This window comes from Paenibacillus lautus, assembly GCF_050482385.1.
Taxonomy (GTDB): domain Bacteria; phylum Bacillota; class Bacilli; order Paenibacillales; family Paenibacillaceae; genus Paenibacillus_AQ; species Paenibacillus_AQ lautus_B.
Genome location: NZ_JBCNHV010000006.1, coordinates 59,362 through 81,320 on the forward strand (window position 1 = coordinate 59,362; position 21,959 = coordinate 81,320).

Annotated in this window: 20 protein-coding genes; all 20 read right to left on the reverse strand. The window is 49.1% G+C overall.

What is annotated here, in order from left to right:
• Nucleotides 1-10 precede the first annotated feature (10 nt).
• The 20 genes from infB to ABEW73_RS09995 all read right to left on the reverse strand — a co-directional run bounded on the left by infB (nucleotide 11) and on the right by ABEW73_RS09995 (nucleotide 21,934).
• Nucleotides 11-2,677 (reverse strand): translation initiation factor IF-2, encoded by a 2,667-nt coding sequence (gene infB / locus ABEW73_RS09900; RefSeq protein ID WP_430164812.1) that lies wholly within the window; start codon nucleotides 2,675-2,677, stop codon nucleotides 11-13.
• Entirely contained in the window at nucleotides 2,670-2,993 is a 324-nt protein-coding gene (locus ABEW73_RS09905) for a YlxQ family RNA-binding protein (RefSeq protein ID WP_174819209.1), read from the reverse strand. Before ABEW73_RS09905 ends, infB begins: the two co-directional genes overlap by 8 nt.
• Nucleotides 2,986-3,297, reverse strand: coding sequence for an RNase P modulator RnpM (gene rnpM, locus ABEW73_RS09910; protein ID WP_053492673.1), 312 nt, complete (start codon nucleotides 3,295-3,297; stop codon nucleotides 2,986-2,988). The genes ABEW73_RS09905 and rnpM overlap by 8 nt, the downstream gene beginning before the upstream one ends.
• A gap of 25 nt (nucleotides 3,298-3,322) precedes the next feature.
• On the reverse strand, nucleotides 3,323-4,420 hold the full coding sequence (gene nusA / locus ABEW73_RS09915) for a transcription termination factor NusA (RefSeq protein ID WP_076324961.1): 1,098 nt from the start codon (nucleotides 4,418-4,420) through the stop codon (nucleotides 3,323-3,325).
• A gap of 32 nt (nucleotides 4,421-4,452) precedes the next feature.
• The gene (rimP, locus tag ABEW73_RS09920) at nucleotides 4,453-4,914 is read right to left on the reverse strand and encodes a ribosome maturation factor RimP (protein WP_430164815.1); all 462 of its coding nucleotides are present in this window, start codon (nucleotides 4,912-4,914) and stop codon (nucleotides 4,453-4,455) included.
• Nucleotides 4,915-5,093: 179 nt separating this feature from the next.
• On the reverse strand, nucleotides 5,094-9,410 hold the full coding sequence (locus ABEW73_RS09925) for a PolC-type DNA polymerase III (protein WP_430164818.1): 4,317 nt from the start codon (nucleotides 9,408-9,410) through the stop codon (nucleotides 5,094-5,096).
• 42 nt (nucleotides 9,411-9,452) lie between these two features.
• The gene (locus tag ABEW73_RS09930; RefSeq protein WP_430164821.1) at nucleotides 9,453-9,575 is read right to left on the reverse strand and encodes a hypothetical protein; all 123 of its coding nucleotides are present in this window, start codon (nucleotides 9,573-9,575) and stop codon (nucleotides 9,453-9,455) included.
• An 88-nt stretch (nucleotides 9,576-9,663) separates the two neighbouring features.
• Nucleotides 9,664-11,121, reverse strand: a complete 1,458-nt coding sequence (gene proS / locus ABEW73_RS09935; RefSeq protein ID WP_430164824.1) for a proline--tRNA ligase — start codon at nucleotides 11,119-11,121, stop codon at nucleotides 9,664-9,666.
• 216 nt (nucleotides 11,122-11,337) lie between these two features.
• On the reverse strand, nucleotides 11,338-12,606 hold the full coding sequence (gene rseP / locus ABEW73_RS09940) for an RIP metalloprotease RseP (RefSeq protein ID WP_430165010.1): 1,269 nt from the start codon (nucleotides 12,604-12,606) through the stop codon (nucleotides 11,338-11,340).
• Nucleotides 12,607-12,743: 137 nt separating this feature from the next.
• Entirely contained in the window at nucleotides 12,744-13,883 is a 1,140-nt protein-coding gene (locus tag ABEW73_RS09945) for a 1-deoxy-D-xylulose-5-phosphate reductoisomerase (RefSeq protein ID WP_430164826.1), read from the reverse strand.
• A 17-nt stretch (nucleotides 13,884-13,900) separates the two neighbouring features.
• Nucleotides 13,901-14,701, reverse strand: a complete 801-nt coding sequence (locus tag ABEW73_RS09950) for a phosphatidate cytidylyltransferase (RefSeq protein WP_430164829.1) — start codon at nucleotides 14,699-14,701, stop codon at nucleotides 13,901-13,903.
• 20 nt (nucleotides 14,702-14,721) lie between these two features.
• A complete protein-coding gene (locus ABEW73_RS09955) occupies nucleotides 14,722-15,489 on the reverse strand; it encodes an isoprenyl transferase (protein WP_430164831.1) in 768 nt (255 codons plus the stop codon).
• Between the two features lie 73 nt (nucleotides 15,490-15,562).
• Nucleotides 15,563-16,117 (reverse strand): ribosome recycling factor, encoded by a 555-nt coding sequence (frr, locus tag ABEW73_RS09960; protein WP_071220110.1) that lies wholly within the window; start codon nucleotides 16,115-16,117, stop codon nucleotides 15,563-15,565.
• Entirely contained in the window at nucleotides 16,117-16,845 is a 729-nt protein-coding gene (pyrH, locus tag ABEW73_RS09965; RefSeq protein WP_006211297.1) for a UMP kinase, read from the reverse strand. Before pyrH ends, frr begins: the two co-directional genes overlap by 1 nt.
• 297 nt (nucleotides 16,846-17,142) lie before the next feature.
• The gene (tsf, locus tag ABEW73_RS09970) at nucleotides 17,143-17,793 is read right to left on the reverse strand and encodes a translation elongation factor Ts (protein ID WP_076325251.1); all 651 of its coding nucleotides are present in this window, start codon (nucleotides 17,791-17,793) and stop codon (nucleotides 17,143-17,145) included.
• A gap of 246 nt (nucleotides 17,794-18,039) precedes the next feature.
• Complete coding sequence (gene rpsB, locus ABEW73_RS09975) at nucleotides 18,040-18,738, reverse strand: 30S ribosomal protein S2 (protein ID WP_036642081.1); 699 nt, start codon at nucleotides 18,736-18,738, stop codon at nucleotides 18,040-18,042.
• A 240-nt stretch (nucleotides 18,739-18,978) separates the two neighbouring features.
• A complete protein-coding gene (locus ABEW73_RS09980; RefSeq protein ID WP_430164834.1) occupies nucleotides 18,979-19,587 on the reverse strand; it encodes an endolytic transglycosylase MltG in 609 nt (202 codons plus the stop codon).
• Nucleotides 19,584-20,129, reverse strand: a complete 546-nt coding sequence (locus ABEW73_RS09985; RefSeq protein ID WP_430164837.1) for a DUF6115 domain-containing protein — start codon at nucleotides 20,127-20,129, stop codon at nucleotides 19,584-19,586. The genes ABEW73_RS09980 and ABEW73_RS09985 overlap by 4 nt, the downstream gene beginning before the upstream one ends.
• A 25-nt stretch (nucleotides 20,130-20,154) precedes the next feature.
• On the reverse strand, nucleotides 20,155-20,466 hold the full coding sequence (locus ABEW73_RS09990; protein WP_430164840.1) for a hypothetical protein: 312 nt from the start codon (nucleotides 20,464-20,466) through the stop codon (nucleotides 20,155-20,157).
• Between the two features lie 58 nt (nucleotides 20,467-20,524).
• Complete coding sequence (locus ABEW73_RS09995) at nucleotides 20,525-21,934, reverse strand: DUF342 domain-containing protein (protein ID WP_430164842.1); 1,410 nt, start codon at nucleotides 21,932-21,934, stop codon at nucleotides 20,525-20,527.
• Between the last annotated feature and the right edge of the window lie 25 nt (nucleotides 21,935-21,959).

The window sequence follows — 21,959 nt, forward strand, 5'->3', positions numbered from 1 at the left end:
ACCTCATTCGTTAGCGCTCTACCGTCTCCATGATGAAGGCTTCGATTACGTCTCCTTCTTTGACGTCGCTATAGCTTACCAAGGTAATACCACACTCATAACCTTGTGCCACTTCTTTAGCGTCATCTTTAAAGCGCTTGAGGGAATCGATCTTGCCTTCATGAATGACAATGCCGTCACGGATCAAGCGAGCTTCTGCGTTACGCGTAATTTTACCGGATGTCACCATACATCCTGCAATCGTACCCACTTTGCTTACTTTAAAGGTGTTGCGGACTTCCGCATGACCGATCACGGTTTCTTTGTACTCCGGATCGAGCATCCCCTTCATAGCTTGCTCAATTTCCTCGATTACATTATATATTACACGGTGCAGACGAATATCAACCTTTTCCTGCTCGGCGGTTTGTTTCGCTTGGACGTCCGGACGAACGTTAAAGCCGATAACAATCGCGTTGGAGGCAGCTGCCAAAATAATATCGGACTCCGTGATCGCTCCGGCACCGCTGTGGAGAATTTTGACGCGAACGCCTTCCACTTCGATTTTGTTCAAGGAACCTTTCAGTGCCTCAACAGAACCTTGTACGTCACCTTTGATAATCACGTTAAGATCTTTGATCTCGCCGTCCTTAATGTGTTGGAACAGGTCATCCAGCGTCACGCGAGTATTCGTGTTCAACTCGGATTGACGATGGGTAATCGCACGCTTATCAGCGATATTACGTGCTTTACGCTCATCCTCAAACACCATAAACGGATCGCCGGCACCTGGAACTTCAGTCAAACCGGTAATTTCAACTGGTGTTGAAGGACCCGCTTCTTTTAATCGACGGCCTTTATCGTTCACCATCGCACGAATACGTCCAAAGCAGTTGCCCGCTACGAAGGCGTCGCCCACTTTCAATGTACCATGCTGAACGAGAATGCGTGCTACCGGACCTCTGCCTTTATCCAACTCAGCCTCTATAACGGTACCGCGTGCGCGTTTGTCAGGATTTGCTTTGTATTCATTCACTTCTGCTACCAGAAGGATCATTTCAAGCAAGTCTTCCAGACCCATCCGCTGTTTCGCTGAAACGTTAACAAAGATGGTATCTCCGCCCCACTCTTCAGGCACTAACTCGTATTCCGTCAATTCTTGTTTCACTTTATCCGGGTTAGCATCCGGTTTATCGATTTTGTTCACGGCAACGATGATCGGCAAACCTGCTGCTTTCGCATGGTTAATCGCTTCGACTGTCTGTGGCATTACACCGTCGTCAGCCGCAACCACGATGATCGTCATGTCCGTTACTTGTGCACCACGGGCACGCATGGCTGTAAACGCTTCGTGGCCCGGTGTATCCAGGAACGTAATCTTCTTGTTATTGATCTCGACTTGGTAAGCACCGATATGCTGCGTAATACCGCCAGCTTCGCCACTAGATACGTTCGCGGAACGGATCGCATCAAGCAGCGTCGTTTTACCGTGGTCGACGTGACCCATAATCGTAACGACTGGTGGACGCTCTTTCAGTTCTTCCGGCGCATCGTTTTCTTCAACGGTCTCAAAACGATCTTCCTCTACCGGAATTTTCACTTCGACTTCTACACCGAATTCACCAGCGAGCAATAGAATCGTATCGATATCCAGCTCCTGGTTGATGGTGGCCATCACGCCGAGGAAAATCAGCTTCTTGATGACTTCGGAAGCGTCCTTATGAAGCAGCTTCGCCGTTTCACCGACGGTCATGTTGCCACGGACGATAATTTTCTTCGGCGTGTTGTCGATTTTCTCGCGAGGCGGCTGCTGATTATATTGATTCCGGCCGCGGTTGTTCTTTCCACCGCGATTGTTGCCACGGAATCCTCCCTGACGGTTGTCATCAAAACGCTTGGAGTCTGAACGATTGTTATTGTTGTTTCTGGAATTGCGGTTCTGGCCATTGCTGTTATTGCTATTGTTATTGTTGGATCCTGAGAAACCGCCTCCGGTTCCACCCGGCTTGCTCTGAGTACGCGCTCCGCCTTGGTTGTTGCTGCCCTGCGGACGCGTTCCACCTTGATTATTGCCTTGCGGACGTGCGCCGCCTTGACCTCCGCCCTGAGGACGTGATCCGGTCTGCGTGCTGCCGCCTGGTCTGGATGATTGGCTACGATTGTTCTGCTGACTTCCTTGTGCGGAGCCAGACTGATTTCTTCGGGTATCCTGCCCTCCTTGGGGACGCTGGGAACCTGAAGTATTCTGAGTGTTTTGATTCGTTCTACTATTCATACCTACCTGCTTTTCCTGTTGTTTTTTGGGCTGGCTTTGACCTTGTTGTCCTGGTGCTCTCTGTCCTGAATTACGCATACCGTCCTGCCCATTACGGTTGCCTTCGGCGCTTACACTAGCGGAAGTGCCTTCTGTTTTTGTATTGGATACAGTCGCAGCCGCATTGGCTCCGGAAACCGCTGGTTTACGGTTCTCGGTTCGGGAAGCGTCGCCACTGTCCCGCTTGGCTGCTGCATTGGATTTGATATCTTTGAAGAACTGCTCTACCTTGGACACCGTATCGTTTTCCATTACGCTCATATGGTTATTGACCGGAATGTTCAAACGTTTGAGGATCGTGATGATTTCTTTACTGCTCATGTTCAACGATTTAGCATATTCGTATACTCGAAGTTTATTGTCTTTGTTTTCCTGTTTACTCAATATACTCCACCTCCGACATTGTCTCCAGTTTCTTGGAGATCATTTCTGCGAATCCTTGATCCGTAACTGCCAGCACAACCCGCTCGGGTTTACCTACACTTGTGCCCAGACTTTCCCGGTCAAATCCGATTACCAGAGGGATATTGTAAGAACCGCATTTATCGCGGAACTTCTTTGTTGTATTAACTGAGGCGTCACCCGCCAGAATAACCAATTTTGCTTCAGAAGACCGGATGGCTTTGAGCACGATCTCATCCCCGGTAACCACCTTACCTGCCCTCATGGCCAGGCCGAGCTGAGAAAGCGCCCTATTCATCATCGGCAGCACTCTCTTTTGCAGCCAGGAATTCATCTTCCACCTTGATGAAATCCTGTGCCAACTGTTCATAGATCTCAGGCTTCACATGTTGTTTCAACGCTCGATCCAGTGCTTTATTTTTGTGTGCCAGCTTGAAGCAGGAAACTTTGCCGCATAAATACGCTCCCCGTCCCGACTTTTTGCCGGTGAGATCGATCAGGACAGCATCCTCGGGCGTCCTAACAATCCGGATAAGCTCTTTCTTCGGCATCATTTCCTGACACGCTACACATTTACGCAGCGGTATCTTTCTCTGTTTCAAGACGACAACCCCCTGTCATTTGGAATTAATCGACAGAGACGGAATCCTGGTGCATTTCACCTGATTGGGACTTCGGTCTGCCAAATTCCTGCTCCGCCTGACTTTCGCTCTTAATATCAATCTTCCAGCCTGTCAGCTTCGCCGCGAGACGAGCATTCTGGCCTTTGATCCCAATCGCAAGCGAGAGTTGATAATCCGGAACAATTACACGCGCCATCTTCTCATCTTCAAATACTTGAACTTCAAGTACTTTGGATGGGCTCAGCGCATTGGCCACGTATTCTTCAACCTGATCGGAATAACGCACGATGTCAATTTTTTCGCCGCGAAGCTCATTGACAATCGTCTGTACGCGCATTCCCTTAGGTCCTACGCAAGAACCAACCGGATCGACTTCATCGTTGCGGGAAAATACCGCAATTTTGGAGCGGAATCCAGCTTCACGCGCAACCGAGCGAATTTCAACGACACCATCAAAGATTTCCGGCACTTCAAGCTCGAACAGGCGCTTCAAGAGGCCCGGATGGGTACGGGACAGCATAATCTGCGGCCCTTTGGTTGTGTTCTCAACCTTGGTAATGTAAGCTTTGATCCGGTCGCCGTGCTTGAACTTCTCGTTAGGCATAAGCTCGGTAAGCGGCAGGGCCGCTTCGATCTTGCCAAGGTCGATATAGATGTTGCGTAAATCTTGGCGCTGCAGCGTACCCGTTACGATATCATCTTCCTTGTCAATAAAAGCGCTGTAGATCAGGCCTCGTTCGGCTTCTCTAATGCGCTGGGTAACAACTTGCTTTGCCGTTTGAGCTGCAATCCGTCCAAAATCACGTGGCGTAACCTCGATTTCGGCAATATCTTCAATCTGAAAATGCGGATTGATTTCCCGGGCCGCATGCAGCGAAATTTCAGTCCGCGGATCCAGCACCTCGTCCACAATCAGCTTCCGCGCGAACACCTTTATGACACCCGTATTGCGATTCATGTCTACCCGTACATTTTGCGCCGTGTTGAAATTGCGCTTGTAACTCGAGATCAGTGCCGCTTCAATGGCTTCAAACAGCACATCCTTGCTGATGCCCTTTTCTCTTTCCAACTCATTCATCGCTTCAATAAAATCCATACTCATTGAAAATCGGTTCCCCCTTTCAAAACTTCCGTTTAAAAAATGATGGCCAATCTGGCACTGGCTACTTTTGCATATGGAATCACGTGCTGCTTCTTGACGGTTTGAATGACTAGCTCCTCGTTATCGAAGGATTCCAGCTTGCCTTCAAACTCTTTCAACCCGTTAATCGGCTCGTATACCGTAACAAACACGTTTTTGCCGACTGACTTCGCAACATCCTCTTTTTTCTTAAGGGGACGTTCCGCGCCAGGAGAAGAGACTTCAAGAAAATAAGCTGTCGGGATCGGATCATTCTCGTCCAGCTTCTGGCTCAGGTATTCACTGACTAAACCGCAATCGTCAATATCAATGCCGCCGTCTTTATCAACAAACACGCGCAAGAACCAGTTGCTTCCTTCCTTAACGTATTCCACATCTACCAGTTCAAAGCCGTGTTCGTCCAAATACGGCTGCACCATTTCTTCCACAGTCGTTTTAATCTTTGATGTGCTCAAAGAACATAACCTCCAAGTTGATTTCCTATATACCAAAGAGTAAAGAGTGGGTTGCCCCACTCTTTACACAACGGTTTTATCTCCATGATTACCAAAAAAATTATAACATAGTCTGGTAATAGTGACAAGTATGACTCCTTGACTGTCAAGGCGTCACGGCCATGAAAGGATGACAAGAATCAGAACAATGATAACTGATTGCTCTCCGGCAGACCGCGGAAACATCCCATTTGGGTTAACAGCTCCACGGCGGTTTTGCTTGCCTTCGATTTTTGCTGGAAATCCTCTATGGAGAGGAATTCACCGAATTCACGTGCGGCAGCAATATTGCGGGCGGCATTATCACCGATCCCCTGCAGAGCGGAGAACGGCGGAATGAGCGAATCTCCATCCACCTTGAATCGGAGCGCATCCGATTGATACAGATCGATGTTCTTGAACGAGAAGCCCCTTGCCGTCATCTCCAGCGCCATCTCCAGAATCGGCAGCATCCCTTTTTCCTTCGGGCTTGCTCCGAAGCCGAGCTGCTCGATCTCTTCAATTCGGCGATAAATCGCCTCATAGCCCTGACAGCATAATTCAATATCGAAGTCCTCGGCTCGAACCGAGAAGTACGTTGCATAATATTCGATCGGATAATAAAGCTTGAAGTAAGCCGTCCGCACCGCTGAGATAACATACGCGGCGGCGTGGGCTTTCGGGAACATGTACTGGATTTTGAGACAGGAATCAATGTACCACTGCGGTACTTTGCATTTCTTCATCTCATCAATCCATTCCTGTGACAACCCCCGGCCTTTACGTACACTTTCCGTAATCTTAAATGCGAGGCTCGCGTCCATACCGGCCTTATAAATGAGGAACAACATGATATCGTCGCGGCAACCAATAACGGTTTTGATGTTGCATGTACCATTCTTGATAAGCTCTTGAGCGTTGCCGAGCCAAACGCCGGTTCCATGTGACAGACCCGAGATTTGCAACAAGTCGGCAAAACTCGACGGCTGCGATTCCACTAGCATCTGGCGTACGAATTTGGTTCCCATCTCCGGCACGCCGAAGGTGGCCACCGGCGAGCGTATTTGCTCCGGCTTGACGCCCAGCGCTTCCGTTGAGTTGAACATGCTCATCACTTTCGGGTCGTTCATCGGAATGGTTGTTGGATCCACGCCGGTCAAATCCTGAAGCATTCTCATCATGGTTGGATCATCATGCCCGAGTATATCAAGCTTGAGCAAATTCGCTTCAAAGGCATGATAATCGAAATGCGTCGTTTTCCACTCGGCGTTGACATCGTCCGCAGGGAATTGCACCGGCGTAATCTCCTCCACTTCGATGTAATCCGGCACAACGACAATACCGCCGGGATGCTGGCCCGTGCTTCGCTTGACGCCGGTACAGCCTGACGCAAGCCGGTTCAACTCCGCGCCCCGCCATCGCTTGTTGTTGTGTTCCTCGTATTTTTTGGCGAAACCAAACGCCGTCTTCTCTGCCACGGTACCGATGGTTCCGGCACGGAATACATTCTCCTCGCCAAACATCTCCTTGGTGAAATTATGGGCATGCGGCTGATATTCACCGGAGAAGTTCAAGTCAATATCGGGAACCTTATCCCCTTTAAAACCCAGGAAGGTTTCGAATGGTATATCCTGTCCCTCGCCTTTCATCATGTTTCCGCATTCCGGACAAGCTTTGTCCGGCAAGTCAAATCCACTCGGGACGCTGCCGTCCAGGAACCATTCGCTGTGCTTGCAGTCGCTGTTCAAGCAAATGTAATGGGCGGGAAGCGGGTTAACCTCGGATATGCCGAGGAACGTGGCAACGACGGATGAGCCTACGGAACCCCGTGAACCAACCAAATAGCCGTCCCGGTTTGATTTCTTAACCAGTTTCTCGGAAATCAAATAGTTCGCTGAGAAACCGTATTTAATGATCGGCTCAAGCTCTTTCTCCAACCGGGCCACTACAACCTCCGGCAAGTTCTCGCCATAAATGGACTTGGCCGTGTCGTAGCAGGTGTTGCGGATTTCTTCATCCGCGCCATCCAGAATTGGCGTAAACAGCTTATCCGGGAACAATTCCAACTCTTCAAAGCGGTCGGCCAGCTCGCTAGTATTCGTCACAACAACTTCATAACATTTATTCTGTCCCAAAAACTCGAACTCTTCGAGCATCTCTTCCGTAGTCCGAAAATGCGCGTCGGGCTTGCGCATATCCTTGAGCGGGCTGAAACCGGTAATCCCATGGATGGTAATGTCCCGGAACAGCTTATCCCGCGGTTCAAGATAGTGCACGTTTCCTGTGGCGATGACTGGCTTGTTCAGCTTTTCGCCGATACGCACGACTTTGGAAATCGCGGTTTTGATCTCTTCGGGACTGCCTACCAAGCCCTTGTCCACCAGATGCATATACATCGTCAACGGCTGAATCTCCAAAACATCATAGAAGCCTGCAATCTCTTCGGCTTCCTCCTCCGTTTTGTTCAGCACCGTTTCGAAGAACTCCCCTTTTTCACAGCCGGATAGCACCAGTAACCCATCTCGCATCTCTTGAAGCTTGGATTTAGGAATACACGGCACTCGCTTGAAATATTCGGTATGTGACATGGAGATCAGCTTGTAGAGGTTTTTCTTGCCCGTCATATTCAAGGCATAAATACCGCAGTGGAAAGGACGGGTATTGGACAGATCCTTACCGACGTAATCATTGAGGCGGTCCAGCATCTTGACGCCTTTGGTTTTGTCCACATCGCTAAGGAGCCCGTTCAGGATTCCAGCCAACGCAATCGTATCGTCAATCGCACGGTGATGGCTTTCGAGCAGTACCTTATACTTGTCTGCCAAAGTGTTAAGACGATGATTCTTAAGTCCCGGATGCACGAGACGTGCAAGCTCCAGCGTATCCAAGGAGGGATTGTCGAGCGTATCCATCCCGGCATTCTTGAGTGCTGCCTGAATGAACCCCATGTCAAATCGAGCGTTGTGAGCCACAAGTACGGCATCCCCAACGAATTCAACAAACTCTTTCAATACCGGCTCCAATTCAGGAGCATCCTTAACCATATCGTCATTGATATTGGTCAATTGCTGGATATGATATGGAATTCTCTCGTGCGGATTAACGAAGGTCGCGTAGCGATCAATCTCCTTGCCATCGTTCATCTTCACGGCAGCAAGCTCGATGATTTTGTTCGCGGTGATGGACAAACCTGTGGTTTCAATATCGAATACCACGTAAGTCGCACTGCTGAGTTCAATCGGTTGTGCTTGTTCCACAATGTTGACGGCATCATTCACGACATTGGCCTCAACGCCGTACATCATTTTAATCCCATGCTTCTTGGCGTTCTTTGCTGCATCAGGATAACATTGTACACCACCATGATCACTTACGGCGATGGCTTTATGTCCCCAGCTCGCCGCTGTTTTGATATAACGGTCGATCGGCGTGACCGCGTCCATCGTGCTCATGGTCGTATGCAGATGGAATTCCACCCGCTTCTCGGCCGCGTTATCCTTGCGCGATGGAGGCGACGGTACTTCGTTGAGGTCGGACGGGATCATCACCAGCTCAGGCACCTGCATAAACCGGTCATATTCAACTCGTCCGCGAGCCTTCACCCACTTGCCGTTTTCAAGCAGGCTCAATACCTTAAGATCGTCCTTCGTCTTGCCAAACATTTTCATTTGCAAGGAATCGCTGAAATCCGTCAGATAGAATGTGAATAACGTACTGCCGTTACGAAGCTCCTTACGATCCAATCCGAAGATGGTCCCCTGAATCGTAATTTTCTTCTCTTCGTCTTGGATCTCCTGGAGCGAAACCGGTGGGTCCTTGATATCATACCCGACCTGCAGCCGAACCGCGCCCTCTTCCTCATCCTCCGCATCCAGCTCAGCTTCCATGCTGCTCATGATCTGCTCGATCACTTCGCGCTCTTCCTCGCGCTTCCTCTGCTCGAACTCCTCATAAGCTGCCTGACCATTATCGCCAACCTGCATCTTCACACGCAGCGTCAGATCAAAATATTGTCCGAAAAAACGGGTAATGGCGGCATCGATCTGTTTCTTTCGGGCAAGCTCAAGCGACATGCCATCCGACATGGAGAGAAGGACTTGCCCATCTTCCACCACGTATTTGGCCCTTGCCATCCATCCATTCACTGAAGGGATCTCCCGATGTGCCCACTCTAGAAACAAGCCCCAGTATTCTTGCACGATATCTGCTTCAGGAACGCCGCTTCCATATCGGAACACAAATTTGATCTTCGCGATATGCCCCATCTTCTCCTGAATTCTTAGACAAAATGTGCGATAGACCTCAGCTGGAACTAAGGACTCCTTCAGGACGGTGATTCTCCAGTCCTTGCTGGCTCTGCTTGTCTCTACTTGTTCGATCACACCATCCAAAAAATAGGATTCCACCAGATTGGCGGGAACATCTCCCTGCTTGATCAGCAGTTCAAATCGTTTCCTTTTATCTTCTGTTGTGCCCATGGTTCCCTCCCCCTGCATTGCACAAAGCTATAAGAAAAACTTCTATCGACGTACATCCACAGAAGACAGACTGCGTTTAGTCGATGCGAAAAAATAGAATAAAGCCTCCGCTGGCAGCACCCATTCGTCCTGCCCCAAAAAGAAGAGCGTCCGCCATACTGCCATCCGGAAGCTTACTCCAGATGATGAATTCCCGGTGCGGACGAGCAATTGCCCTTCGTCATGCAAGCCGGAAAGTCATAATATCGAATTTCTAGTACGCTCTCGCGAACAGCACCGTATGCTTCGCATCTTCACCGCATACGAGACACTTGGTTTTCTTCTCAGACGGTTCAAACGGAATGTTTCTGCTCGTAGCACCGGTTTCTTGCTTAACTGTATCTTCGCAAGCTTCCGAACCGCACCATCCCGCCAAGGTAAACCCGCGTTTTTCTTCCATGCTTTCCTTCATTTCATCCAGCGTTTCCACGGAATAGAAATGATCCTCACGGAACTGCTTCGCCCGCTCGAACATTTCCTGGTGCACCTGCTCCAGCATATTCTGTACTTCCTGTGTCAGATTAGCTTGTTCTACGATTTTCTTCTCGCCTGTGATGCGGGAGACAAGCACGCAGACGCCATTCTCCATGTCACGCGGCCCGATCTCCAGACGCACCGGAACTCCGCGCATTTCATACTCATTAAATTTCCAGCCTGGACGCACATCCGGATTATCGTCAACGCGTACGCGGATACCTGCGGATTTCAGTTCACGGAACAACTCGTCCGTACGTCCCACAACCGCGTCTCTCGTCTTTGGTGGACCGATTGGAATCATGATCACTTGCGTCGGTGCGACTTTAGGAGGAAGCACCAATCCGCGGTCATCCCCGTGAACCATAATCAAGGAACCAATGAGACGCGTGCTGACGCCCCAGGATGTTGTATGAGCGTATTCCAGCGTATTTTCACGGTTCAAATATTGAATGTCAAAAGCTTGAGAGAAGTTGGTACCCATATAATGCGAAGTACCTGCCTGTACAGCTCGTCCGTCTTTCATCATCGCTTCGATCGAGAATGTATCCACGGCGCCCGCGAATTTCTCCGAAGGTGTCTTCTGCCCTTTGATTACCGGAATCGCGAGATAGTCCTCTACGAATTGCTGATAGATATCCAGCATTTGCATGGTTTCCCCTCTTGCCTCAACTTCCGTTTCATGAGCAGTATGGCCTTCTTGCCATAGAAACTCGCTCGTGCGAAGGAATGGCAGCGTGCGTTTTTCCCAGCGTACCACGTTGGCCCACTGGTTGATCAGCACAGGGAGATCACGATAGGATTGAATCCATTTGGAATACATATGCCCGAACATCGTTTCAGAAGTCGGACGGATGGCCAGACGCTCTTCCAGCTTCTCTCCAGCCGCTTCCGTTACCCATGGCAGCTCCGGATTAAATCCTTCGACATGCTCCTTCTCCTTCTGGAAAAAGCTCTCGGGAATGAACAGCGGGAAATACGCATTCCGATGGCCCGTCGCCTTAAAGCGCCGATCCAACTCTTCCTGGATATGCTCCCAAATTTCATAACCGTCCGGTTTGAAGACGATGCAGCCTCTGACTGGCGAATAATCCATCAGATCCGCTTTTTTGATGACATCGATATACCAGCGCGAGAAATCTTCCGCTTGCGGCGTAATCTCCGTCACGAATTGTTTATCCTTCGATTCCTTAGACATATAAATCGTGTGCCTCCCATTAATAAAACGCATGGTCAAAGCCCCTGATTCAGGCGACTCGACTGGCGTTATTGGCGATATGTGTGAACGAGCTGCGGCTATAAAGCCAGCCCTTATAGTAACTCCATTTGCTAGATAGTGACGCGTCATAATCTGCTAACAATAGAAAAGGTACGGCATTCGTTGCGGCTGGCGCACCGAGCCGTACCTTAGTGTTTATCCGTTGATCAAACGTAAAATATCGTTATAGGTTACGGCTATCATTAACAGGAACAGCATCGCAAACCCGATAAAATGCACCATGCCTTCTCGGTTCGGGTCAACCGGCTTGCCCCTTAAAGCTTCGATCCCTAAGAATACGAGCCGGCTTCCATCCAATGCCGGTATCGGCAGCAGATTGAATATGCCCAGATACAAGCTTAGAATGGCTGCCCAATAGGTCAGCTGTTCGATACCCTGTTTGGCGATTTGTCCCGTCACTTCGAACGTCCGTACAGGACCGCCAAGATCATCCATGGAGAACTTCTGAATCAACTGTCTGAAGCCCTGGAAGATAATATTCGTTGTATCTACCATCGCGGTCCCGGAACTGGTGATCGTCTCCCCAATTCCTGCGGATCGGGTAGGAAGTTTAGGAACAATCCCGACCTTGCCGCCTTCCTGACCCTCCATCGTCCGCGGAGTTAAGGTCAGATCAAATGACTCCTCGCCCCGGCGTACCGTCCATTCCATCGGCTTGTCCTTGGAAGCCGCGATCAATTCGATCATCTTCTGATAATCGGCACCAATGGCGGTTCCGTTAATGCTCTCGATGATGTCTCCTTCTTTCAGATTGGCTTCATCTGCAGGCATGCCTTTAGTAATCTCGCCAATCTGCACATAAGTTGGATTCTCAACCGGTATACCGGCCATTTGGATGTGAAGGGCAAACAGCACGAAGGCCAGAATGAAGTTCATGACAGGACCGGCAAAAATCGCAAGCGCTCTTTGACCCACGGTTTTGCTGCCGAATTGGCGGTCTCTCGGTGCGATCTGCGTCTCGACACCTTTGGCTACCGTTAAGGCTTGCGGATGGATTTCAAATTGCTGGAATTCACCATCCACATCAAGCCTAACCGACAAACGATCCACCATATCCATAAATTGGACTTCGCCGCGAATAACATTCTTACGGTTGTCGAGTTGATCCAGATAAATCTTCTTCACTTGATTCTCTGCATTCAATCGAACCGCAATCGTCTGACCGGGCTGAATCTCGACAAGTTCCGGATCTTCGCCGGCCATGCGGGCATATCCGCCGAATGGAAGAAGACGAAGCGTAAACTGCGTTTCATTGCGTTTATATGAGAACAGCTTTGGACCAAATCCAATTGCGAACTCGCGCACCAATATTCCAGCACGCCGGGCAAAATAATAGTGACCCCATTCGTGCACGGTAACGATCACAAAAAACATGAGCACCGTTAAAAAAACGACCCGAACCATTTCCAATTCTTTACATCCCCCTTTTCCTCTGAGAACGCAGTATGTCCCTATAGATTATCATTATTCTCCTATCGTCCACAAGAGAATCACAAGCTGTCCGCTTTTTTTCAAGGGAGATTTCAAAAACACTTCAAATCCTATAGTCGGGAAGCTAATTCACGTGTGATTCGATCATTCTCTTCAATCGTCTCCAGTGCCGGTTCCGGCACTGCATGATGGCTTTGCAGCACTTCCTCAATGATCTCTTCAATTCGCAGAAAAGAGATTTCGCCACGGAGAAACCGGGCAACCGCAATTTCATTGGCAGCATTGAATACCGTTGGCGCTGTCCCACCCATTTTACCACATTCATAAGCAAGCCTTAAACAAGGAAAACGTTCAAGGTCCATCTCCCGGAAATGCAGCTTCCCCGCTTCTGCCAAGGATAGCCTTGGCGCAGGCGAAGACCATCGCTCCGGATAAGTCAGCGCATATTGAATCGGAACCCGCATATCCGGGTTGCCGAGCTGGGCAATGATACTGGAATCACGGAATTCCACAAAAGAGTGAATGATACTTTCCGGATGAAGAAGCACCGAAATATGATCATAAGGAATACCATATAACCAATGGGCCTCCATCACCTCAAGCCCTTTATTGACCATGGTCGCCGAATCAATCGTGATCTTGGCACCCATGGACCAGTTTGGATGTTTAAGCGCATCCTCCACCGTAACGTTAACCAGTTGTTCACGGGTATAATCCCGGAATGAGCCTCCGGATGCCGTCAGCGTGATCCGTTCAATATCTTCATGCCGCTCTCCGTTGAGGCATTGGAATATAGCGGAATGCTCACTATCAATCGGCAAGAGTTTTACCCCTTTTGCAGCCGCTCGAGCCGTAACCAGATGACCTGCGGTTACCAACGTTTCCTTATTGGCAAGCCCGATTGTCTTCCCTTCATCGATCGCTGCAAGCGTAGAGGACAGCCCCATGCTTCCAACGACTGCTGTAACCACCATTTCCGCATCGGTCGCTGCCGCAATCTCGATCAAGCCTTCATGACCATGGAACACTTCGGTTCCGGCAGGAAGATCATGCCTGATGCTGTCAGCAAGCTCTTTTGTGGCAACGGACACTTTACGCGGAGAAAACTCCTTGACCTGCTGAAGCAGCAGTTCCTTATTACTCCCTGCAGCAAGGCCCTCAATCTGAAAATGTTCCCGGTGTTTCCTCACGACATCCAAGGTCTGGGTACCTATGGAGCCCGTGGAGCCGAGTACGCTGATCTTCTTCATGCACATCTTTCCTTTCATCAGTAAGGCAGGAGACTCAATATATGTACAAACGGAAATACGACGATCCAACTGTCACATCGATCCAGTATCCCTCCATGGCCCGGCAGCAGTTTGCCCGAATCCTTGATGTCATACACCCGTTTATAGGCGGATTGCACCAAATCTCCGAGTTGACCGATAACAGCGCAGGAAAGTCCGATCAGAATCGCTTGTCCAGCCGTCAGGAATCCATCTGAGAAGAATGAAAAGAGCAGTGATGTGAACACGGCAATGACCACACCGCCGAGCGCACCCTCAATCGTTTTGTTCGGGCTTATGGAAGGCCATAATTTATGGCGCCCCATGGCGCGTCCGACAAAATACGCTCCCGCATCACTTGCCCAGATCGAGGCCAGAAGCAGAAAAGTCCAGAATACGCCATGGCCGTCAGGAGCATGTCGTGATTCGGCGATAAAGGAAAATCCGATTCCGATATACGCTGATGCCAAAAACAATAATGAAACCCGTTTGATATCAATTACATTCTTCGTCGTCACGGTCGCCAGCAAAAATAAAAGCAGCAGGAGCCAAAGTACATGTTCCCACGGGATCTGAATATTCAAATGAAGCGGACCCCATGGAAATACGAGCAGCAGCACCCCCGCGTACCCAATCCATGCCGTTCCCCCGAATGGTGCCGTATTGGTCATGCGCACAAACTCATAATAACCGATTAGCGCCATCGCCAGAATAAGAAGATGGTACCATAGACCGCCTATGAAACATAATCCTAAAAAGACCGCTCCCGCTATAATTCCGGTAATCAATCGCTGTTTCAAAACGTTCCATCCTCCATCGGCTACGAAAGTCCACCGTAGCGTCTTGTTCTTTGTTGATAATCGGCTATGGCCTCCACCAAATGATCTTTGGTAAATTCCGGCCAATAGGCATCCGTAAACCATAGCTCACTATACGCGAGCTGCCACAGCATGAAATTACTCAGCCGCAGCTCGCCGCTTGTGCGGATCAGTAAATCCGGATCCGGCAATTCGCCTGTGAGGAGCCGCTGGCCAATCAGTTCCTCTGTAATATCCTCAGGACGAAGAATTCCGTCTAGCACTTCTCGTCCGAGCGCCTTGACACTTTCGGTGATCTCTTTCCGGCTGCCGTAATTGAGCGCAAAGTTAAGTACAAGCCCGTCATTGCCGGCTGTCTTCGCAACTGCTTCTTCCATCGCAGACACGGTATGGGACGGAAGGTCTTCCGGATGCCCCATCATGCGGACCTGGACATTTTTCTCGATCAGCTCCTCCAGTTCAATAGCCAGGAACTCTTGAGGAAGCTTCATCAGAAAATCGACCTCATCCTTCGGACGCGTCCAATTTTCTGTCGAAAAAGCATACATCGTCAATATTTTGATTCCCAAATCATCGGCAGCAATGGCCGCTCTTTTGACAGCCTTCATGCCATTCTGGTGGCCAACGATTCGCGGCATACCGCGCCGTTTCGCCCAGCGTCCATTACCATCCATGATGATGGCAACATGATGTGGGATGTTGTCCGGAGAGAGCTGATGCGTCTGCTGACTGTCCTCCTGATTCAACCACGATCGAACCCGTTTGATCATTCCATTTCCTCCAGGCATCTTTCTGCAAAAAAAGAGACAAACCCCACCATTGACAGGAGGGGCCACAAGTCTCTTATACTTCCATAATCTCTTTTTCTTTAGCAACGAGGACTTTGTCGACTTCTGCGATAAATTTATCCGTCGCTTTTTGGATATCTTCCTGATGTCTCCGGGACTCGTCCTCGGAAATATCTGTTTTCTCCAATTTTTTGATGTCGTCGTTGGCATCACGGCGAATGTTGCGGATGGCCACTTTCGCTTCCTCGCCGAATTTCTTCGTCATTTTCACCAGCTCGGTTCTGCGCTCTTCCGTCAGTGCAGGTACGACGAGACGAATTTGATTACCATCATTCGCCGGCGTCAATCCGACATCCGATTTCATGATCGCTTTCTCGATATCGGCCAAGGACGACTTGTCCCAAGGCTGGATCATAAGCGTTCTGGAGTCCGGCGTGCTAATGTTAGCCAGCTGATTCAGCGGGGTTGGTGCTCCGTAGTATTCCACCGTGATCCGGTCGAGTAGCGCTGGCGCTGCCCGTCCTGCGCGCAGCGTTGCCAGATCACGCTTCAAAGACAGGATCGCTTTTTCCATGCGTTCTTCTGCATTCTTTTTCACCGATTGCGGCATTAATCTACACTCCCTTTAACGATCGTTCCGATTTTCTCGCCCAGAACGACACGCTTGATATTACCTTGCTCCGTAATAGCGAAGACGATGAGCGGGATGTTGTTGTCCATACATAACGATGAAGCTGTAGAGTCCATTACCCCAAGGTTTTTGTTCAATACGTCTAGATACGTCAGCTGCTCGTACTTCTCGGCAGTTTCATCCTTAAATGGATCAGCGGAGTACACTCCGTCCACCTTGTTCTTCGCCATGAGAATCACTTCTGCTTCGATTTCCGCTGCGCGAAGCGCTGCAGTCGTATCGGTGGAGAAGTAGGGGTTACCTGTTCCTGCCGCGAATATAACGACACGACCTTTTTCCAAATGCCGAATGGCTCTACGGCGAATATACGGCTCTGCAATTTGCTGCATGGAGATAGAGGTTTGCACCCGAGTCGGCACATCGATCTGTTCCAAAGCATCTTGCAATGCCAAAGAGTTCATCACCGTTGCCAACATCCCCATATAATCTGCTGTTGCACGATCTATTCCGTTCGCGCTGCCAGCGATACCGCGCCAGATGTTTCCGCCGCCGCACACGATCGCGACCTCCACACCAAGCTCGACAACCTCACGAACCTGCTCAGCGATCGATGAGATCGTCTCAGCATCAATACCATATCCATTCTGCCCTGAAAGGGATTCCCCACTGACTTTCAATATCACTCGTTTATATACAGGCTGTTCCAAATGATAACCCTCCACTTTAAGACGGCGCCTAAGTATACGACGCCCGTTTGAAAAACGACAGACAGACACACCGGCACACTGCTTGACGGTTTATAAAAATCGGGTAAACACATCCGTCTCAAGTAGAAACTTCTGGTCGTCTAATCAAGACTTAATTCCATACTTTCTTGTGAGATAAGGGTGCCTTGACTCCGAATTTATAACAATCTTATCTCTCTTATGCCTTTATATCTCTTAAAAAAGAAGGAACACAGGTGTGTTCCACTCTTTTCTATAACTTATATTAGCCTATTCGGCTTATTTATTCACCTGGGACATAACTTCTTCAACGAAGTTGTCTTGTTTTTTCTCCAAGCCTTCGCCCAATTCAAAACGAGCAAAACGACGGATGGAGATGTTCTCACCGATCGTGCTGATTTTTTCGTTAAGCAGCGTGTTGATCGTTTTGTCAGGATCTTTGATGAAGGATTGCTCAAGCAAGCAATATTCTTCATAGTATTTGTTGATGCGGCCTTCAACCATTTTTTCAACGATTTTTTCAGGCTTGCCTTCGTTCAGGGCTTGGTTTTTCAAAATTTCTTTTTCTTTCTCAAGCTCTTCTGTTGGCACTTCTTCGCGACGAACATATTTAGGGTTTGCAGCGGCAATATGCATGGCGATATCGCGAGCAAACTCTTTGAATTGATCTGTTTTACCTACGAAGTCGGTTTCACAGTTGATTTCAACGAGTACGCCGATTCGTCCGCCGCCGTGAATATAAGACTCCACAACGCCTTCAGTTGCAATACGACCAGCTTTGTTTGCTGCTGCAGACAAGCCTTTTTCGCGAAGTACTGCGACCGCTTTGTCGATATCACCATTTGTTTCATCCAGCGCTTTTTTGCAATCCAGCATGCCCGCGCCTGTTCTTTCGCGAAGTTCTTTTACCGCACTAGCTGTTACTGCCATTAGAATTCCCTCCAAATTGGTATGATGAAGTTTGCGTTTGAACCTCTAGAAAACCGTCATACGATGGTTCTCTCCAAGATTCAGACCGCGTTAAGTAGTTATTCTTCCCCTGCGATGCAAGGCTCCGGATTCCACACGTTATTCGCATGTCACCCGTTCTAACATCTTAAAAAAAGGGCAGTGAGAGGTTATACACCTACCAACCACCCTTTTCATTTAATTCATGATTTATACGTTTAATCCTGATTACGCAGTTGTTTCTTCGCCTTGGTGAGCTTCAACAACAGCATCGGCCATTTTACCAGTCAACAATTTGACAGCGCGGATCGCGTCATCGTTACCTGGGATTACATAGTCGATTTCATCCGGATCACAGTTCGTATCAACGATACCAACGATTGGGATACCCAATTTGCGAGCTTCCGCTACAGCGATACGCTCTTTGCGAGGATCGATAACGAACAATGCGCTCGGAAGACCCTTCATGTTCTTGATACCACCCAAGAATTTCTCAAGACGATCTTTCTCTTTGCGGAGAAGGATAACCTCTTTCTTAGGCAATACTTGGAACGTGCCGTCCTCTTCCCAAGCTTCGAGCTGCTTCAAGCGGTTAATACGCTTTTGGATTGTTTCGAAGTTAGTCAAAGTTCCGCCGAGCCAACGTTGGTTGATGTAGTACATACCGCAACGCTCTGCTTCTTCCTTCACGGAATCTTGAGCTTGTTTTTTCGTGCCGACGAACAGGATTGTACCGTTCTCTCCAGCTACGTTTTTCACGAAGTTGAATGCTTCTTCAACTTTCTTGACCGTTTTTTGCAGGTCGATGATGTAGATACCGTTTCTTTCAGTGAAGATAAATTTATCCATTTTCGGGTTCCAGCGACGAGTCTGGTGACCGAAGTGTACGCCAGCTTCCAAAAGCTGTTTCATGGAAATTACTGCCATCTTCACGCACCTCCTAAGTTTGGTTTTTGTGTGTCCCTCCGCCAAGATCATTTTTCATTAAGACTCCCAATCCTGGAAGCACCCTCAACGAAATCACTCTAGCGTGTGTTTTAACACCGTCAATTACTATAACATAACCATGGGCAGGTTGCAATGTCTTTTGTGTACTTGATCCGGTCCATTCCGTCAACGGCTGCAAGCAGATCCTGCAAAGAAAAAAAACCACTCTCAACCGAAGGGCTAGTTGGAGGGTTTTGCTGTGATTTTGGTTATGATCGAATTGTAGCTCTCACCTGCTGTGAACGAATATGTACCGCTTTGGATCATGGTGTTGATCTTTTTCTCGGTTGCCTTATTAATGAATGCTTGTTTGTTATCAATGATGCCGGCACGCAAAAGACTGTTTGCCACATCACTGAGATTATTTCCAGCTGGAATATTCACTTTAATAGGCGCTTCCGCTTTGGCTGGCGTTTTCGGCTTGGCCGGATTCGTCACTTTGGGAGTAGATTCCTGTTTCTTATCCACGTCCGCTTCCGGCTTTTCCGGCTGCTGCGGTGCTTCCGGCTTGTCCGCCCCCGTCTTCCGTGCAGGATCGGCCCCTTCTTCGGACTCACCAGCGCTCTCACCAAGCCTCTTCTCTTCCCACTGCTCCGCCGTCATCAGCTCATCCGAACCTTCGACGACTTGCATATCCAAAGCTTCCGCTGCAGCCATCAGCTGCTCCTTCGTTAATTCCTGCGTCTCCGATGTTGCTGTGCCTTGACCGATCCACATCAGTTGAAGCAGCACCGCACCGATCACGAGACCGCTCCCCAGGCCCATCATAAATGTACGATTCTTGATCACACGGATTCCTCCTGTTTGGCCAACTGGATAATAAGTTGAACTTCGCCTCGCTGAAGACCCGTGCTCTTGGCAATCATATCGATGGACTTTCCTTGTTCATATAGATCAAACAGCTCCGCGTATCTGGATTTGATGGAATGGGCAAGTGGTGCAGGCTCAGCTTCGGAAGCCGCTGCAGCCTCTCCTGCAGACAAAAAAGCAGCCGCAGTCTTCTGCGCCAGCTTCTCTTCCGCTGTTCGAAGACGCGTTTGCGATTCGGTCATTTTCTGCTCCATGGCCAGCATGCGCTGCCGCAAATCACTGACCTGTTCTTGATGTGCTTGCTGCTTGGCATCAAGCTCTTTCTTCATCTGACCGACCAGTTCCACCAGCTGTTCGTTCTCGTTCTGGATTTCCGCCATATATCCTTCAAGCGTGTTCTCCACTTCTTTTACAACCCGCTCGCTGGACACGGCCTCTTCACGGCGTTTCGGCAGCATAAAAGCATACAGCACGGCGGCAATGCCAAGCAGCACGATATATATCCATGGTTTCAAATCCATTAACTCCTTTGTGCCTATAAATTATCTAGAGCGAAACATCGAAATTTTTGCCTTTATAGGGATGCTCTGCCGGCTGCTCCACTGTCTCGCCCGATTCCGCCGTTCCCCGGCCTTGTTGCTGCCCAGAGGATTGACGGCTCCCGTCATCGCGCACGGCTGTTTCTGCCGTCTCACTCACTTCCGTGCTTCGCTGAGCTTCCGCACGGCTGTTCTTGGTTAACTCACCCGCAAGCAGCGTCTGATCATTCATCGGGCGCTGCTGGGATTCATTATGCATCTTGCCCGCTTCATTGGTTCTGGGGACCGCAATTTGCATCTCAACCGATTTCAAACTCAATGGAATCACCTCATGATATAGGATCATGTCCACAAGCATTTAAAACGTCTGTTCTGTCCTACAAGAGCGGCACCATAGTGATATCCCCTTCATGATAGTAAAAAGAAACCCGCTGCGTGGGATCCTTAACAAAGCGGGTATACCGCCCTATGACAATTTTGGCACCGCCGTAGATCGTCTTTACCACATTCACTCTTGCTTTGCCGGTATCCTCAAGCATCTTCTCGATTTCCAGCATTCGGTCCTTAATATCGGATTGTTCTGCCATGTTTGATTTTTTGGTGGCATTCAGTTTGATTCGCAGCGCCAGCTTGTCTGGCGACAATTGACCCGAGGAAGCTAACTGATTCAGAAGATAAAGCGCTTTATCGGTTTTATCCATACTTTCTAAGGACTGTTTCAATTGGGCTCTAAGATCTGCCAGTTCATTCCGCAGCTCGGGTAGAACACCAACTTCAATTACGGTAGCTGTCGACATGCTGTTTCCGATCGTTCGGGCAACCACTTTTTCTCCCGCCTGCAAAATACCGCCTACCACAAGGCCCTTCATACCGTTGCATTCGATATTCCGGACCGCCCGGATATTAGAGTGCATGATGCTCTGCGAGACAAATACGCTAGCGCCAGCTATGACGTTTCCATCCTGGATGAATGAGCTTTTGACATCCTGACCCGCCTTGACATAACCCTTGTTATAACCGATAATTCCGCCGGATATATCGATCGAGCCTTCAGCCTCCAGCTCAGCTCCTTCCACAAAGCCAGTGACTCGGATGTCCCCTGCTGCCTTGATTCTGAATCCGGTAAGAACATTGCCGCGAATGACCACCGTACCAACAAAGTCGATATTACCTATACTGTAATCAACATCTCCGTTAATCTCATATACCGGAAACACATTGATTTTTCCCTTTTCGGTTTTGGTGAGGAGTCCGTCAATTGCAGCGTACATGGCGGTTTTCTCGGCGTTAACAACGACGTTCTTCCCAACCTTGAAATGCGCTTCCTTTCCCGGTTTGCTCGGAATCTCCTCTCCGGTCACCGCCGTTCCGGGGACTCCCTTCGTTGGCGGGATTCGGGTGGCAAGCAGTTGCCCCTTCTTTACATTATTTAAACGAATCACTTCTTTATAATCCACTTTACCATCTTCGATCTCAAGCGGCTTCAGATTCGTCTCATTCCCAAAATTAACGGTAAATTCGATTCTGCCGTTCTGTCCGTGCATAGGTTCCGTTCCCATTGCAATCGGCGTTCTACTATATTGATATTCCTCCGCATGATCTGCGATTCGCCGCAACGTATCATGTTGAAGTCCATATCGTATCTGGTGACTTCTCAGAAATTGTTCAAGAGCTTCTACAGAGCAAGAGAAATCCTTCTCCCACTTGGTGAACTGTATATAGGCGACGACCTTGTCATCCGATAGCGTAACGCTAAAGTACTGATCCAATGCATAATCTACAGACAATCCAGGAACCCCCTTCATATATGGC

Coding starts and splice junctions, on each gene's coding strand:
- rpsB (WP_036642081.1), bottom strand. CDS start 18,738: ATGGCAGTAATTTCCATGAAACAGCTTTTGGAAGCTGGCGTACACTTC.
- nusA (WP_076324961.1), bottom strand. CDS start 4,420: ATGAGTATGGATTTTATTGAAGCGATGAATGAGTTGGAAAGAGAAAAG.
- ABEW73_RS09955 (WP_430164831.1), bottom strand. CDS start 15,489: ATGATCAAACGGGTTCGATCGTGGTTGAATCAGGAGGACAGTCAGCAG.
- frr (WP_071220110.1), bottom strand. CDS start 16,117: ATGCCGCAATCGGTGAAAAAGAATGCAGAAGAACGCATGGAAAAAGCG.
- ABEW73_RS09985 (WP_430164837.1), bottom strand. CDS start 20,129: ATGGATTTGAAACCATGGATATATATCGTGCTGCTTGGCATTGCCGCC.
- ABEW73_RS09930 (WP_430164821.1), bottom strand. CDS start 9,575: ATGGCAGTATGGCGGACGCTCTTCTTTTTGGGGCAGGACGAATGGGTG.
- proS (WP_430164824.1), bottom strand. CDS start 11,121: ATGTCTAAGGAATCGAAGGATAAACAATTCGTGACGGAGATTACGCCG.
- ABEW73_RS09945 (WP_430164826.1), bottom strand. CDS start 13,883: ATGAAGAAGATCAGCGTACTCGGCTCCACGGGCTCCATAGGTACCCAG.
- rseP (WP_430165010.1), bottom strand. CDS start 12,606: ATGGTTCGGGTCGTTTTTTTAACGGTGCTCATGTTTTTTGTGATCGTT.
- tsf (WP_076325251.1), bottom strand. CDS start 17,793: ATGGCAGTAACAGCTAGTGCGGTAAAAGAACTTCGCGAAAGAACAGGC.
- ABEW73_RS09905 (WP_174819209.1), bottom strand. CDS start 2,993: ATGAATAGGGCGCTTTCTCAGCTCGGCCTGGCCATGAGGGCAGGTAAG.
- ABEW73_RS09925 (WP_430164818.1), bottom strand. CDS start 9,410: ATGGGCACAACAGAAGATAAAAGGAAACGATTTGAACTGCTGATCAAG.